The organism is Halorubrum distributum JCM 13561 (assembly GCF_000337395.1).
Taxonomy (GTDB): domain Archaea; phylum Halobacteriota; class Halobacteria; order Halobacteriales; family Haloferacaceae; genus Halorubrum; species Halorubrum distributum.
Map to the genome: position 1 here is coordinate 107,053 of NZ_AOJF01000030.1, position 14,064 is coordinate 121,116.

Consider the following 14,064-nt stretch of genomic DNA (forward strand, 5'->3'; position numbering starts at 1 on the left):
GAAAAGCTCTCGAAGCGGTCGGAGAATCCCCCTCTCGCAGTCAGTGCTCGGCCGGCTCGTCGGGCGCCCGCATGTCGTCGATCCGCAGGATGAGAATGTTGGCGGTGTCGTCTTTCCCGTCGACGGTGCCGTCGATGACGAGCTTCGAAAGCGGCGTCGGCCCGACGGTGACGCTGTCGCCCTCGTGGAAGTCGCGGACCGAGCCCTGAACGTGGATCTCGGCGCGGCACAGCTCGGGGTGGTGGACGCTGGAGAGGTCGATCCCGTCGACGTTGATCCCCTCTACCTGCCCGCCCTCGTGGTAGATCGGGACGTCGGCCGGCTCGTCCATGCGCTGGATGTCGAGCGCCTCGTAGGCGTTCGAGGTGGGCTTGTAGCCGCCCTTCGGACCGGGTACCCCCTCGACCAGCTGGAGGGCCTTGAGGCTCTGCATCTGGTTGCGGATCGTCCCGGGGTTGCGGTCGACTTCCTCGGCGATCGCCTCGCCTTTCACGGCGTCCTCCTGTTCCCCGTAGAGGTTGATGAGGGCCGTGAGGATGCTCTTCTGGCTCGACGTGAGCTCGATCGATGACATGGTGCCAAATACAGAGCGCCCCCGCTTAAATGCGATGGAATTCACTTATAAATGATCGTGTGGGATCCGGTCGACGAGCGCGCTCCGGCGGCGCTGCGCGCGCCGGTCTACTCGCCGCGCAGCCGCTTCATCCGGACGTACGCGAGCGGGCTCGACAGCGCCACCACGACGCCGACGCCGACCAGCGCGACCCCGAAGTCGACGGCGACGAACGAGACCGCGGCGCCGACCAGGCCGATCGCCGCGCCGGTGAACGCGACCGCGATGGTCGCGCCGATCGGCTCGATGTCGGCGGGGTCGACCGAGTAGGGATCGGAGCTGTCCATGGTCTCCCGTGGCGGGCCGGGCGCAAAACGATGTCCGATCCGGCGAGGCGAGAGCGGGGGACCAGCGGCGTTCGAGCGCGGCGCGAGCGCGTCGACCCGCGGCGGGCGCGTCGATCCCCACCATTGAAGCGCCGGCGCGCCGCGTTGCCGATATGAACACGGTCAGGATCATCGGCGCGCCGACCGACTACGGGGCGAACCGACGCGGGGTCGACATGGGACCGTCGGCGATCCGGTACGGCGGGCTCGCCGACCAGCTCGCCGGCGCGGGCGTCGAGACCGTCGACGCGGGCGACCTCCTCGTCCCCCGGGCGGAGGAGCGCGACCCCGACGCGGACGCGCCCAGCGAGGGGAAAGCGAAGTTCCTCCGCGAGACGGCCGACGTCTGCCGGCGGCTCGGCGACGAGGTCGCCGCGACGCTCGATGCCGGCGAGGTGCCGCTGGCGCTCGGCGGCGACCACTCTATCGCCATCGGGAGCCTCTCCGGATCGGCACGCGACGCGGAGATCGGCGCCGTCTGGTTCGACGCGCACGCCGACCTCAACACCCCCGCGACGACGCCGTCCGGCAACGTCCACGGGATGCCGCTGGCTGCCGCGCTCGGGATCGACGAGTTCGCGGACACCGAGTGGGCGAACGCGGCGGGGCTCTCGCCGGAGAACGTCGCCCTCGTCGGGCTCCGGTCGGTCGACGGGGCGGAGGCGGAGCTAATCCGAGAGCGCGGCTTCGCCGCGTACACGATGTCCGACATCGACGAGCGGGGGATCACGGAGGTCACGGAGGAGGCGCTCGAAGTCGCCGCGGACGGCGTCGACGGGATCCACGTCAGCCTCGACCTGGACTTCCTCGACCCGAACGCCGCGCCCGGCGTCGGGACGCCGGTCCGCGGCGGCGCCACCTACCGCGAGGCGCACAGCGCGATGGAGATCGTCGACGAGACGGACGCGCTCCGCTCGATGGAGATCGTCGAGGTGAACCCGACGCTGGACCAGCACAACGAGACGGCCGAGCTGGCGACGGAGCTGGCGGCGAGCGCGTTCGGGAAGCGGGTCTTGTGAATCGCGGTCGGGGAGTCGAGGAGAGGTCGCGTTCGGGAGGTCGGGCTCGGGAGGTGGCTCAGAAGGTTGGGCTCAGGAGGTCAGGCTCGGGAGGTCGGGCTCGGGAGGTGGCTCAGAAGGTTGGGCTCAGGAGGTCAGGCTCGGGAGGTCGGGCTCGGGAGCTATGTCAGACGCCCCGGTCGAGCTCCTCGACGACCCGTTGGAGGTCGGCCGCCGACTCGATCTCGCCTTTGATCTCCTCGCGGCGGCGGACCGCCGCCGAGTCGGCGTCGTACGCGCGGACGAACTCCGCCCGGGTGTGCTCGTCGAACGCGTGGCGGATCGCGAAGTAGCCGTCCGGGACGATCGTGCCGCAGACCTTGCATTCGTGGCGCTGATGCTCGTTCGTCTGGTGGACGATCGCCGCCTCCACGTCGTCGAAGGCGGCGTCGCAGTCGCCGATGCCGCACGTCCAGCGAGGAGCCATACCCCAAACTCTCGCCCGAGGGGGATTAACGGTTTCCCAAGCCGTCGAGAGCTCCTCCCGGCGTCGGCCGGTGTTCGCCGCCGTGACCGTCCCCGCCCGCGGTCGCGGCACCGTCGTCGTCGAACGATACGTCTTTGCGCCGCCGCGACGACCGTCCGACCGTGACCCGACCGCAAACGCGCGTCGACGCCCACGTCAAGGTGCTCGACGACGAGGTCGTCGCCCGCGCGAAAGATCGCGGGATCGACGCGCTCGTGTACGCGCCCCACTTCACGCGCCTCCCGACGATCCGCGAGCGCGCGGCGCGGTACACCGACGACGAGCTGACCGTCGTCCCCGCCCGCGAGGTGTTCACCGGCGACTGGGGGAACCGGCGCCACCTCCTCGTGCTCGGGCTCTCCGACCCGGTCCCAGACTACATCACCTTCGAGGGCGCGATGGCCGAGTTCGAGCGGCAGGACGCGGCGGTCCTCGTCCCGCATCCCGGCTTCGCCACCATCTCGCTCACGCGCCCCGAGGTCGACGCGCACGCCGCACGGCTCGACGCGATCGAGACGTACAACACGAAGCTGCTCCCTCATCAGAACTCCCGGGCGCGCCGGACCGCGGAAGAGACCGGCTGCGCCGGGTTCGGCTCGTCGTACGCCCACCTCACGGGCACGGTCGGCGAGGCGTGGACCGCCTTCGAGGGCGACCTCGACGACGCCGAGGCGGTCGCGCGGGCGTTCCGCGAACGGCGTCCCCGGACGGTGATCCACCGCGGCGGCGCCGGCCACCAGCTCCGCGGGTTCGTGGAGTTCGCGCACCTCGCTTACGAGAACACGTGGGCGAAGCTCGACCGGATGTTCCTCTCGGGCAACGAGCCGACGCTCCCGTCGAACGTCGCCTACGAAGGGCGGTTCGACGACGTGAGCGTCTACGAGTAGGCGGGGATCGGAATCCGGCGGTTCGCTCCCCGGTCGACGGGTGACACGCGTGTCCCCGCCCACGTTATACGGACGGAGGCCCACGTGAGAGACATGAATCAGCTCGTGAACGGCGAGTGGCGGACGGACACCTACGAGGCGACCGACGAGGACGGCTCGTTCCAGCGCGGCGAGACGACCTTCCGGAACTGGATCGCGGGCAGCGACGTGCCCGGCCACGTCGACGCGGAGCCCGACGAGCGCTTCCAGCCGGAGGCCGGCCGGTACCACCTGTACGTCTCGTACGCCTGCCCGTGGGCGCACCGCACGCTGCTCGCGCGGTCCCTCTTGGGCCTCGAGGACGCGATCAGCGTCTCGGTCGTCGACCCCTACCGCGGCGAGGACGGCTGGCAGTTCACTCCCGAGAAGGACGGCTGTACGCCCGACCACCTCCACGACAGCGACTACCTCCGGGAGCTGTACGTCGAGGCCGACCCCGACGCCACCTGTCGAGTGACCGTCCCCGTGCTGTGGGACACCGAGGAGGAGACGATCGTCAACAACGAGTCGCGCGAGATCCTCCGCACCCTCTCGACGGCGTTCGCCGACCTCGGGAACGGCGTCTCGCTGCTGCCCGACGCGGACGACGACGCGACCGTCGCGGACGTCGACGAGGTCATCACCGACATCTACGAGCCGATCAACAACGGCGTCTACCGCGCCGGGTTCGCGACCTCGCAGGCGGCCTACGACGAGGCGATCGACGACCTGTTCGGCGCGCTCGACCGCTACGACGAGCGGCTCGCCGACCGGCGGTACCTCGTCGGCGACTCCCTGACGGAGGCGGACATCTGCATGTTCACCACGCTGGTCCGCTTCGATCAGGTGTACCACACCCACTTCATGTGCAACCGGAAGTTCGTCCACCAGTACGACAACCTCTGGCCGTACCTGCGCGATCTCTACCAGACGCCGGGCGTCGCGGAGACAGTAAACATGGCCCACATCAAGGAGCACTACTACACCACGCACCCGGACGTGACTCCCTCGGGCATCATCGCGCGCGGCCCCGACCTCGACTTCGAGGCCGACCACGACCGCGAGCGACTCGGTGGCGAGGCGCCGACGCCGACCGCCGACGACTGAGCGGAGGCGGTTCGGGCCGACTGCGGCTCTTTTCGGACCGGTTTCGCGGTGGCGCGTGCCGACGAGCGCCCACTGGGCGCGAGTCGCACGCGCGAGGGAGCGGTGAGCGCTCGGAGAGCGCGAACCGCGAGGCTGGGGAGGCGTGAGGTGCCGTGCGGAGCGGGACGGTGTCGACGATCGACCGCGGGCCGGATCGATCAGGGGAAAAGACTGCGCGAAAACGAGAACCGCGAAAACGAGAGACGAGAACCGCAGATCGGCCGAAGGCGGACCGCGCTCGGTCCGTTATCCTTCCATCCCGCCGAACGAGAGGCCGTCCTCGACGGAGCGCTGGGCCGCGAAGTAGACGATCGCGACCGGCAGCGCGAACAGGTTCGCGAACGCCGCGAACCGCGTCCACGGCGTCGAGAACCGGCCCTCGGTCGCGATGTTGTACAGCTCCACCGACAGCGGGTAGTTCTCGGGGCGGAGCAGCGTCTGCGCGATGATGAACTCGTTCCAGCCGGCGAGCCAGACGAAGATGAGCACGACGGCGAGCCCCGGCTTCGTCAGCGGGAGGATCACCTCCCGGATCGTGTCGAGGAAGCTCGCGCCGTCGACCATCGCCGCCTCCTCGTAGGAGACGGGGATGTTGTCCATGTACGTCTTCAGCAGCCACGTGTTGAACGGGATCGCCCCCGCGGCGTAGAACAGCCCGAGGACGAACAGGTTGTTCGTGAGCCCGTAGGTGCTGAACAGCGAGTACAGCGCCACGAGCGTCGCGATCGATAGGCCGGCGCCGATCTGGGTGAAGAGGACGTAGCCGTAGAGGATGCGCTTTCGGCCGACGAACTGCCGGCGCGAGAACGCGTACGCCGCCGGGACGATCATCCCGAACCCGGCCGCGAGCGTCACGCTGACGATGTAGAGGCTGTTGAACACGGCCCCGGGACCGGTCTCCGTGCCGGCCCACCGGAAGCTCACGAGCCCCTCCGCGCCGCCGAGGACGAGCTGCGGATACCCCCAGTCGCCGTCGACGAAGAAGAAGTCGGACTCGAATATCACCCACCGGTACGCGCCGAGGTTGTACGTCGACGGGTCCGGGAAGATGCCGCTCGTGTTGAACAGCCGTGACCCCTCCGCGAGCGACGCGGTCGTGATCCAGAACAGCGGGAACAGCAGCACGAGCACCATCGCGAGGCCGAACAGCGTCATCAGGACGCTTTTCGCAACGTCCCACGTGCTGCGTTTCCCCGTGCGGACGTCGTATATCGCCCGCTGGACCATCACGACGAACCGCTTGGGCGCGGTGACGAGCGCGACGAGCTTCGCGCGGACCATGCCGACCACGGAGGCGACCAGCGCGGTCGCGGACGCGGCCAGCCCGGCCGCGGAGTCTCGGGAGCTCATTCGTCACCCACCCCCTCGGCGAGGCCGCCGTAGCGCACGGCGGCGTACATGAACAGCCCGACGAACCCGATCCCGACGATCAAGATTGCGGCCGACAGGCCGAACTGGTTGAACGTGATCGCCTCGCGGTAGCCGTACACGATGATCAGCTCGTTCTGTCTCGACGGCCCTCCCTGGTTGAACACCCACGGGATCAGGAACTGCTGGAACGACGTCGCGGCCGTGAGGATCGACGCGAACAGCACCGGCCCCTTGATCGCGGGCAGCGTCACGGTGCGGAACCGCTGGAGCGCGCCCGCCCCGTCGACCATTGCCGCCTCGTGGAGCGACTTGGGCACGTCCTGAAGCGCGCTCACGATGATGATCACCATGAACGGGTACGCCAGCCACACCTCCGTGGTGACGTACGCGAAGAACGCCTCCCAGCGGCCGCTGAGGAACCCGATCGGCACGTCGAACAGCAGGGCCTGCGGGGCCGACAGCGACGACATGAACTCGTTGTACCGGCCAAGGATGGTGTTGAACACGCCGTAGCGCGCGTCGCTGAACATCCCGCGCCAGACGGTGATCGTGAAGATGCCGGGGAACCCCAGCGGGACGATCACCGCCGCGCGCATGTAGCGCTTGCCGGCGACCCGAACGTGGTTCAGCAGGAGGGCGATCCCCACGGCGAGGAACACCTTGACGACGAGCGAGACGGCGACGAACAGCCACGTCACACCCATCGACGTGCGGAACTGCGGGTCGCTGATCAGTTGGGCGTAGTTCGCCAGCCCGATCAGCTCGGCGCCGCCGCCGATCACCGACCCGGCGAACGTGGCGTCGGTGAGCGAGATATAGAAGAGATAGAAGATGGGGTACAGCATGAAACTCGAGAAGAGGATGACGCCGGGCGCGACGAGGAGCAGCCCCCAGTCGCGACTGGAGAACGGCAGCGCCGACCGGAGGCGCGCCAGTCCGCTCACGCCGGTTCCGGGTTGCGAAGAGGCCATCGCTCCGAGGAGTGCCTACAGCGCCTCCCGGATCTCGGAGGCGGCCTGATCGAGCGCGGCGTCGCTGTCCTGCTCGTCGTTGAAGACGCGCTCCAGCGCCTCCGTCACGGGCGTCCAGACGCTGTCCATGTCCGGATGCGTCGGGATCGGGACGCCGTGGTCGACCTGCCGGGCGAACGCCTGGACCTCCGAGGAGAGGTCGCCGTTGCCCACGACGTCGGCCAACACCGGGATGTACCCCTGTTCCTCGGCGTTGGTCTGGATGATCTCCTCGTTGGTGGTGTACCACTCGGCGAGGCCGGTCGCGGCGTCGACCGTGGACTGGTCCGCGTCGGCCAGCATCGACGAGAAGTAGAACAGCTGGATGCCCGAGTAGGTGCGCGGGTTGTTCCCGTCGACTGTCGGCAGCGTCGTGACGCCGAGGTTCTCGATCGAGTCTTGGAGGTTCCCGAGCTCCCACGGCCCGTTGATCGCGAACGGCGCGAGGCCGTCCGCGAACGCGACGATCTGCGACTCGTAGCCCGGGTCGGCCGGGACGTACTGCGACACCGTTTCGAGGGCGTCCATCCCGCGCTTACACGCGTCGCTGTCGACGCCGACTTCGAGGTTCTGCTCGTCGAAGATGTTCCCGCCGTACGCCTGGAGGAACCCGCTGACGAAGTACGGGTCGGTCACGGGGTACGAGAGGCCGTACTGGCCGTTCTCGGGGTCGTGGTGCTCCTCCATGACCGAGACCATCTCCTCTAAGGTCTCCGGCGGCTCGTCGACCATATCCTCGTTGTAGAACAGCGTGACGGTCTCGGAGGCGAACGGGAGCCCGTAGAGGCCGTCGTTGAACTGTGCCGCCTCGCGCGCGGCCTGCGTGTAGCTGTCGAGCGAGACGTCGACGTCGTCGCTCGCGTCGTAGAGGAACGGCGGGTCCTCGCGGACCGCGAACCGGCCGACCCAGTCGTGCGCCCAGATCCACGAGTCGGGGCCGTCGCCGGCCGGGATCGCGGTTTCGAGCTGCTGATCGAGCTCGCCGCCGGGCGCCTCCTTGTTGATCGTGTTGCCCGTCTCCGACTCGTACTGGTCGATGTAGTCGGTAATGGCCTCGTCCTCGGCGTCGGAGAGGTCCGTCCACAGCCGCGCGGAGCCGGAGTTCCCGCCGTCGGAGCCGTCGCTTCCGTCCGACCCGTCGGACCCGTCCGACCCGTCACTGCCGTCGCCGCCGTCGCCGCCGGTGCTGATACAGCCCGCGAGGCCCGCGAGCGCAGTCGTTCCCCCCATCGCCTTGAGCAGCGTTCTACGTTTCTCGTTCATGTGTCCAGAACAAATGATGAATTATATTTTCATACATTTAGTGTTTGGGGTACGTCCCGATCGATCCGGATCGATCCCTGTCGACTGTGACGATCGACGATCGACTCGATCGCCGGGAATGGCCAATATTTGAGAAGAGATTGTTCACCATATATCAGAAAAACAGCAAAGAACTCATATGCCAGCGGACCGGTCTTCAGGGAAATGGCACGCGTCACGCTCGACACGCTCCGGAAGGAGTTCGACCGAGGAACGATCGTCGCCGTCGACGACCTCGACTTGGAGATCGACGACGGCGAGTTCGTGACCGTGGTCGGGCCGTCGGGCTGCGGGAAGACGACCACGCTCCGGATGGTCGCGGGGCTCGAAGAGCCGACGTCCGGCACCGTCAGCTTCGACGACGAGGACGTCACCGACATCCACGCGAAGGAGCGTCCCGTCGCGATGGTGTTCCAGAACTACGCCTTATACCCGCACAAGACGGTCCGCGAGAACATGGCGTTCGGGCTCAAGATGAGCACCGACATGACGACCGAGGAGCGCCACGAGCGCGTCCGCGAGATGGCGGAGATGATGGGCATCGCGGACCTCCTCGACGACAAGCCCGACGAGCTCTCCGGCGGGCAGAAGCAGCGCGTCGCGCTCGGCCGCGCCATCGCGCGCGAGCCCGAGGTGTTCCTCTTCGACGAGCCGCTCTCGAACCTCGACGCGAAGCTCCGCACGGAGATGCGCGCGGAGATCCAGAAGCTCCAGAAGGAGTTCGGCGTCACCGCGATGTACGTCACCCACGACCAGGAGGAGGCGATGACGATGGGCGACCGCCTCGCCATCCTGAACGACGGCGAGCTCCAGCAGGTCGGCGCGCCCACCGAGGTGTACCAGAACCCCGTGAACAAGTTCGTCGCCGGCTTCATCGGCTCGCCGTCGATGAACTTCCTCGACGTCGACGTGGAGACGGACGGGACCTCGGCGACGATCCGCGACGAGTCCTCGGGGCTCGCGTTCACACTCAGCCGCGACTACGTCGCGGGCCACGACCTCGAAAGCGGTCCGTACACGCTCGGGATCCGCCCCGAGAACATCGGGATCGTCGAGGATCCGACCGGCGAGGAGACGCTGACCGCGACCGTCGAAGTCGTCGAGCCGATCGGCTCCGACAACTACGTCCACCTCGACGTGAACGACGACTTCCTCGCGCGGGCGCCCGCGAACGTCCAGCCCGAGGCGGGCGACGAGGTCGGCGTCGTCTTCGAGGAGACGGACCTCCACCTGTTCGACGTGGAGACCGGCGAGGACGTGTTCCTCACCGACGAGGAGATCGCGGCCGCGGTCGCTTAAGAAGAGTCGATTTTCGGAGCGGGCGTTGGCGTGTGAACCGATTGTTCGTACTTTCTCTCTGATTCGGAGAGTGCGAACGCTGCTACTCGATCGGAAACCGCTGTTACCGCGGAGAACGCCCCCAAATCCCAGTCGCTCACTTATAAATGGTTGCTGGCGGATCGGCGGCTGACACCGCCAAAGCCCCAGCCGCTCGCTTATAAATGACTGACCGCTGAACGGCGGCAAACTACTCCAAAGCCCCAGCCGCGAGGACTCGCGCGGCTCGCTGCGCTCCTCGCTCAGTCGCTGGCGCTCCTTCGCTGCGGTGCTTGCGTCGCCGTGCTTCGTCCTCGCAGCTGCCCCTTTGAGTCCCACCCGACCGCGACCGCACCTCTCACCTCCCCAGCCTCGTCGGGCGCGTCCATCGGGCTCCCTTCGGTCGCCCTCGGCGCGCCCGACTCCCTCGCGCGTGCTCCTCGCGCCCGCTGGGCGCTCGGAGGCACGCGCCACCGCAGTTTGGTTTATAAATGGCGTATTCGTTGGGCTAGTCCGTCTCGCGTCGCCGCGGTCGACAACGGCTTGAAGTGCGCGCTCGTCAGACGGAGCGTACGAATGGAGCCGCCAGACATCGAGCGGTTGGACGAGCGGACCGTCCAGCGGATCGCGGCCGGCGAGGTCGTCGAGCGGCCCGCGAGCGTCGTGAAGGAGCTGGTCGAGAACAGCCTCGACGCGGGCGCGAGCCGCGTGGCGGTGTCGGTCGAGTCGGGCGGCACCGAGGGGATCCGCGTCCGCGACGACGGCGTCGGGATCCCCGAAGACCAGCTGGAGGCGGCCGTCGCGGAGCACGCCACCTCGAAGATCGGCGACATCGAGGACCTCGACCGCGGCGTCGCCACGCTCGGCTTCCGCGGCGAGGCGCTGTACACCGTCGGCGCCGTCTCGCGACTGACGGTGCGCTCGCGCCCCCCGGACGCCGAGGCGGGCGCGGAGATCACCGTCGAGGGCGGCGAGGTCGGTGAGGTCCGCCCCGCCGGCTGTCCGGCGGGCACGACCGTCGAGGTCGACGACCTCTTTTATAACACGCCCGCTCGCGAGAAGTTCCTCAAGCGGACCGCCACCGAGTTCGACCACGTGAACACCGTGGTGACGAGCTACGCGCTGGCGAACCCCGACGTCGCGGTCTCGCTGGAACACGACGGCCGCGAGACGTTCGCCACCGAGGGGAACGGCGACCTCCGCTCGGCCGTCCTCGCCGTCTACGGCCGCGAGGTGGCCGAGTCGATGATCGACGTGGAGTGGACGCCCGAAGATGGACTGGGAGGCGAAGAGACCGACGCCCCCGTCAGGCGGGTCTCCGGGCTCGTCTCGCACCCCGAGACGGCGCGCTCGACCCGCGACTACCTCTCGACGTACGTCAACGGCCGGTACGTCACCGCGAGCGCGCTCCGCGAGGCGACGCTCGACGCCTACGGCGGCCAGCTGGCGCCCGACCGCTACCCGTTCGCCGTCCTCTTCGTCGAGGTCCCGGCCGGCGACGTCGACGTGAACGTCCACCCGCGCAAGCTGGAGGTCCGCTTCGACGAGGAGCCGGCGGTCCGCTCGGCCGTCGAGGACGCGGTCGAGTCGGCCCTGCTCGACCACGGCCTGATCCGCTCGACGGCGCCCCGCGGCCAGTCGGCGCCCGACGAGACCGCGGTCGACCCCGAGACCCCCGACGTCGAGGCCGTCGGGGGCGCGAACACCGGCCACGAGCGCGCCGCGCGCGAGGGGCGCGAGCACGCGAGCGCAGACGCCGAGGCCGACACTAACGCGGCCCAGACCGACCCCGACACCGACGACCCCGCGGCGCCGACCGAACTGGACCCCTCGGACGACGCGGCGTGGGCGGTCGACGACGTGGGCGGCGAGGACGGAACTGCGAACGGATCGACCGCCGGACAGACGGAGCGGGGACTCGGCGACGCGGCCGACGACGCCCGCCCCTCGCCGCGGAGCTGGCAGGACGACGCCGCGGGACGAGACCTCGAGCCGCCGACGGGGGGCGACGAGGCCCCGAGCGGAGCCGACGAGGCCGCGGAGACGGTGGCCGACGCGGTCGACCGCGACGCCGACGCCTCGGACGCGGACACGCCACCCCGAACGCCCGCAGTCGACGAAGGACCGGACCGCGGCGACGGGTCCGTCGAGGAGGACGCGTCGGTCGCGAGCGAGGACGCCACGCGCCCGACCGCCCGAACGCGCCCCGCGACCCGGCAGCGAACCCTCGACGGCGACGGGACGGAGAGCGAGCGCGGGTTCGACTCGCTGCCCTCGCTGCGGGTGCTCGGACAGCTCCACGAGACGTACGTGGTCGCGGAGGCGCCCGACGGACTCGTGCTGATCGACCAGCACGCGGCCGACGAGCGGGTGAACTACGAGCGGCTGAAGGCGGCGTTCGCGGACGGCGCGGACGCGCAGGCGCTCGCGGAGCCGGTCCGCATCGAGCTGACCGCGCGCGAGGCGGCGCTGTTCGAGGAGTTCGTCGACGACCTGTCTGAGATCGGGTTCCGGGCCGAGCGCGCGGGCGACCGCGAGGTCGCGGTGACGGCGGTCCCCGCGGTCTTCGACGCCGCGCTCGACCCCGACCTCCTGCGCGACGTGCTCTCCGCGCTGGTCGACGACGCCGCCGCGGGCGACGAGCCGGTCGCGGACGTCGTCGACGAGCTGCTCGCCGACCTCGCGTGTTACCCCTCCGTCACCGGGAACACCTCGCTGACCGAGGGGCGGGTCGTCGACCTCCTCGACCGGCTCGACGCCTGCGAGAACCCCTACGCCTGCCCACACGGGCGCCCGGTCGTCATTCGGCTCGACCGCGACGAGATCGGATCGCGGTTCGAGCGCGACTACCCCGGTCACGGGGGCCGGCGAGCGGAGTGAGTCGGCGGGGAAGGCCTCCCTCTCCGTCGACCGCAGAGAGGTACGTTTTAGGCGACTCCGGTGGACCCACGCGTATGGAACGCGTAGCGATCGTCGGCGCGTCGATGACCCAATTCGGGCAGCGCGACGCCTGGGTGCGGGAGCTGCTGGCGGAGGCGGGCGCGGCCGCGCTCGACGACGCCGGCGTCGACGGCGACGACCTCGATCACCTGTACGTCTCGAACATGGCCAGCGGCGAGTTCGAGGGCCAGACCGGCGTCCCGAACGCGCTCGCCCACGACCTCGCGGCCCAGCCGGCCTACACGGCCCGTATCGACCAGACCTCCTCGTCGGGCGGCGCCGGCGTGTACGCCGCGTGGCAGTCGGTCGCCTCCGGCGCGAGCGACCTCACGATGCTCGTCGGCGGCGAGAAGATGACCCACCGGACGACGTCGGAGGCGACCGACGTGATCGCGTCGCTCACGCACCCGGTCGAGTACAAGCAGGGCGTGACGCTCCCCTCGTTCGCGGGGCTCACCGCGCGGCTGTACCTCGACGAGTACGACGCGCCCCGCGAGAGCCTCGGGAAGGTCGCGGTGAAGAACCACAAGAACGGCGTGGACAACCCCCACGCGCAGTTCCAAAAAGAGGTGGACCTGGACACCGTCCTCGACTCGCCGATCGTCGCCGACCCGCTCCGGCTGTACGACTTCTGTCCGATCACGGACGGCTCCGCCGCGCTCGTGTTCTGCCCGGAGTCCGTCGCCGAGGAGTACGCGCCCGACGGCAGCTACGCCGTGATATCGGGCATCGGCGGCGCGACCGACACCCACGTCGTCCACGAGCGCGCGGACCCGACGACGATGGGCGGGGTCGTCGACTCCTCCGATATCGCCTACGAGATGGCCGGCATCGGCCCGGACGACGTCGACGTGGCGGAGCTCCACGACATGTTCACCATCCTCGAGTTCCTCCAGAGCGAGGACCTCGGCTTCTTCGAGAAGGGCGAGGGGTGGAAGGCGGTCGAGGAGGGCGTCACCGACCGCGACGGCGAGCTCCCGATCAACACCTCCGGCGGCCTCAAGTCGAAGGGCCACCCGCTCGGGGCGAGCGGCGTCGCGCAGGTGTACGAGATATTCAAGCAGGTCACCGGCGACGCCGGGCCGCGACAGGTCGAGGCCGACACGGGGCTCGCCTGCAACGTCGGCGGGTTCGGGAACTGCGTGACAACGGCGATTCTGGAGGGCAACCAATGAGCGAGAACACTCAGACGGACGAACCGACCTTCGAAGCGGCGGAGTACGCGGACGGGGCCGTCACGTACCCGCCCCACACCGTGAGCCCGAACGGCGCCGAGCGCGTCGGGACGGTCGACCTCCGGGAGTACGAAGGGGAGATCCTCACGTGGACGACCTCGACGGCGACGCCGCCGGGCGTCCGCGAGCCGAACACCCTCGCGATCGTCGAGTTCGACCTGGGCGACGAGTACGACGGCCCCGCGGTCCGCGCGCTCGGACAGATCGCCGAGCGCGAGGACGGCACCGGGGAGACCTTCGATGTCGACATCGGCGACCGCGTCGAACCGGTCTACGCCGACGAGCTCCGCGAGCCGGGCGCCGGGATCCGCGAACCGGAGAGCCAGGAGTGGGACGGGTTCCGGTTCCGGCCGCTCTGAGAGGCCGGCGAGGCCG

At 69.3% G+C, this 14,064-nt stretch carries 13 protein-coding genes; 7 read left to right on the forward strand and 6 right to left on the reverse strand.

Annotation, left to right across the window (positions count from 1 at the left end; genetic code table 11):
* Positions 1–40 precede the first annotated feature (40 nt).
* Both C470_RS05315 and C470_RS05320 read right to left on the reverse strand, forming a co-directional pair.
* Complete coding sequence (locus C470_RS05315) at positions 41–574, reverse strand: Rrf2 family transcriptional regulator (RefSeq protein WP_004596434.1); 534 nt, start codon at positions 572–574, stop codon at positions 41–43.
* Positions 575–681: 107 nt separating this feature from the next.
* A complete protein-coding gene (locus C470_RS05320; RefSeq protein WP_008365768.1) occupies positions 682–900 on the reverse strand; it encodes a hypothetical protein in 219 nt (72 codons plus the stop codon).
* Positions 901–1,052: 152 nt separating this feature from the next.
* On the opposite strand from C470_RS05320, the gene rocF reads away from it, so the two are divergent.
* A complete protein-coding gene (rocF, locus tag C470_RS05325; protein ID WP_007346103.1) occupies positions 1,053–1,958 on the forward strand; it encodes an arginase in 906 nt (301 codons plus the stop codon).
* A 166-nt stretch (positions 1,959–2,124) separates the two neighbouring features.
* Here the strand turns inward: rocF and C470_RS05330 are convergent, their stop codons facing one another.
* Positions 2,125–2,424, reverse strand: coding sequence for a DUF7565 family protein (locus C470_RS05330; RefSeq protein WP_004596437.1), 300 nt, complete (start codon positions 2,422–2,424; stop codon positions 2,125–2,127).
* 134 nt (positions 2,425–2,558) lie between these two features.
* On the opposite strand from C470_RS05330, the gene C470_RS05335 reads away from it, so the two are divergent.
* Together C470_RS05335 and C470_RS05340 are read left to right on the forward strand one after the other, a co-directional pair.
* On the forward strand, positions 2,559–3,350 hold the full coding sequence (locus tag C470_RS05335; RefSeq protein ID WP_008365771.1) for a PHP-associated domain-containing protein: 792 nt from the start codon (positions 2,559–2,561) through the stop codon (positions 3,348–3,350).
* 93 nt (positions 3,351–3,443) lie between these two features.
* Entirely contained in the window at positions 3,444–4,475 is a 1,032-nt protein-coding gene (locus C470_RS05340) for a glutathione S-transferase family protein (RefSeq protein WP_008365773.1), read from the forward strand.
* 285 nt (positions 4,476–4,760) lie between these two features.
* On the opposite strand, the gene C470_RS05345 is transcribed toward C470_RS05340, so the two are convergent.
* Genes C470_RS05345 through C470_RS05355 form a run of 3 tightly spaced genes read right to left on the reverse strand, consistent with a single transcriptional unit; the run spans position 4,761 to position 8,158 of the window.
* Positions 4,761–5,864 carry a sugar ABC transporter permease gene (locus C470_RS05345; protein ID WP_008365775.1) on the reverse strand — a complete coding sequence of 368 codons (1,104 nt, stop codon included), beginning with the start codon at positions 5,862–5,864 and terminating at the stop codon, positions 4,761–4,763.
* Positions 5,861–6,856, reverse strand: a complete 996-nt coding sequence (locus tag C470_RS05350) for a carbohydrate ABC transporter permease (protein ID WP_049897637.1) — start codon at positions 6,854–6,856, stop codon at positions 5,861–5,863. Before C470_RS05350 ends, C470_RS05345 begins: the two co-directional genes overlap by 4 nt.
* 15 nt (positions 6,857–6,871) lie before the next feature.
* On the reverse strand, positions 6,872–8,158 hold the full coding sequence (locus tag C470_RS05355) for an extracellular solute-binding protein (protein ID WP_239638564.1): 1,287 nt from the start codon (positions 8,156–8,158) through the stop codon (positions 6,872–6,874).
* Between the two features lie 204 nt (positions 8,159–8,362).
* On the opposite strand from C470_RS05355, the gene C470_RS05360 reads away from it, so the two are divergent.
* The 4 genes from C470_RS05360 (at position 8,363) to C470_RS05375 (ending at position 14,048) form a co-directional block, all read left to right on the forward strand.
* Positions 8,363–9,496, forward strand: coding sequence for an ABC transporter ATP-binding protein (locus C470_RS05360; protein ID WP_007346099.1), 1,134 nt, complete (start codon positions 8,363–8,365; stop codon positions 9,494–9,496).
* A 594-nt stretch (positions 9,497–10,090) separates the two neighbouring features.
* Positions 10,091–12,394, forward strand: coding sequence for a DNA mismatch repair endonuclease MutL (gene mutL, locus C470_RS05365; RefSeq protein WP_008365778.1), 2,304 nt, complete (start codon positions 10,091–10,093; stop codon positions 12,392–12,394).
* Positions 12,395–12,468: 74 nt separating this feature from the next.
* On the forward strand, positions 12,469–13,629 hold the full coding sequence (locus C470_RS05370) for a thiolase family protein (protein ID WP_008365780.1): 1,161 nt from the start codon (positions 12,469–12,471) through the stop codon (positions 13,627–13,629).
* On the forward strand, positions 13,626–14,048 hold the full coding sequence (locus C470_RS05375; protein WP_008365782.1) for a Zn-ribbon domain-containing OB-fold protein: 423 nt from the start codon (positions 13,626–13,628) through the stop codon (positions 14,046–14,048). Before C470_RS05370 ends, C470_RS05375 begins: the two co-directional genes overlap by 4 nt.
* Positions 14,049–14,064 lie beyond the last annotated feature (16 nt).

Bases quoted from the DNA above. Each gene is read 5' to 3' on its own strand.
- C470_RS05350 (WP_049897637.1), bottom strand. From the start codon at position 6,856: ATGGCCTCTTCGCAACCCGGAACCGGCGTGAGCGGACTGGCGCGCCTC.
- C470_RS05360 (WP_007346099.1), top strand. From the start codon at position 8,363: ATGGCACGCGTCACGCTCGACACGCTCCGGAAGGAGTTCGACCGAGGA.
- C470_RS05345 (WP_008365775.1), bottom strand. From the start codon at position 5,864: ATGAGCTCCCGAGACTCCGCGGCCGGGCTGGCCGCGTCCGCGACCGCG.
- C470_RS05330 (WP_004596437.1), bottom strand. From the start codon at position 2,424: ATGGCTCCTCGCTGGACGTGCGGCATCGGCGACTGCGACGCCGCCTTC.
- C470_RS05340 (WP_008365773.1), top strand. From the start codon at position 3,444: ATGAATCAGCTCGTGAACGGCGAGTGGCGGACGGACACCTACGAGGCG.
- C470_RS05375 (WP_008365782.1), top strand. From the start codon at position 13,626: ATGAGCGAGAACACTCAGACGGACGAACCGACCTTCGAAGCGGCGGAG.
- C470_RS05370 (WP_008365780.1), top strand. From the start codon at position 12,469: ATGGAACGCGTAGCGATCGTCGGCGCGTCGATGACCCAATTCGGGCAG.
- C470_RS05315 (WP_004596434.1), bottom strand. From the start codon at position 574: ATGTCATCGATCGAGCTCACGTCGAGCCAGAAGAGCATCCTCACGGCC.
- C470_RS05320 (WP_008365768.1), bottom strand. From the start codon at position 900: ATGGACAGCTCCGATCCCTACTCGGTCGACCCCGCCGACATCGAGCCG.
- mutL (WP_008365778.1), top strand. From the start codon at position 10,091: ATGGAGCCGCCAGACATCGAGCGGTTGGACGAGCGGACCGTCCAGCGG.
- C470_RS05355 (WP_239638564.1), bottom strand. From the start codon at position 8,158: ATGAACGAGAAACGTAGAACGCTGCTCAAGGCGATGGGGGGAACGACT.
- rocF (WP_007346103.1), top strand. From the start codon at position 1,053: ATGAACACGGTCAGGATCATCGGCGCGCCGACCGACTACGGGGCGAAC.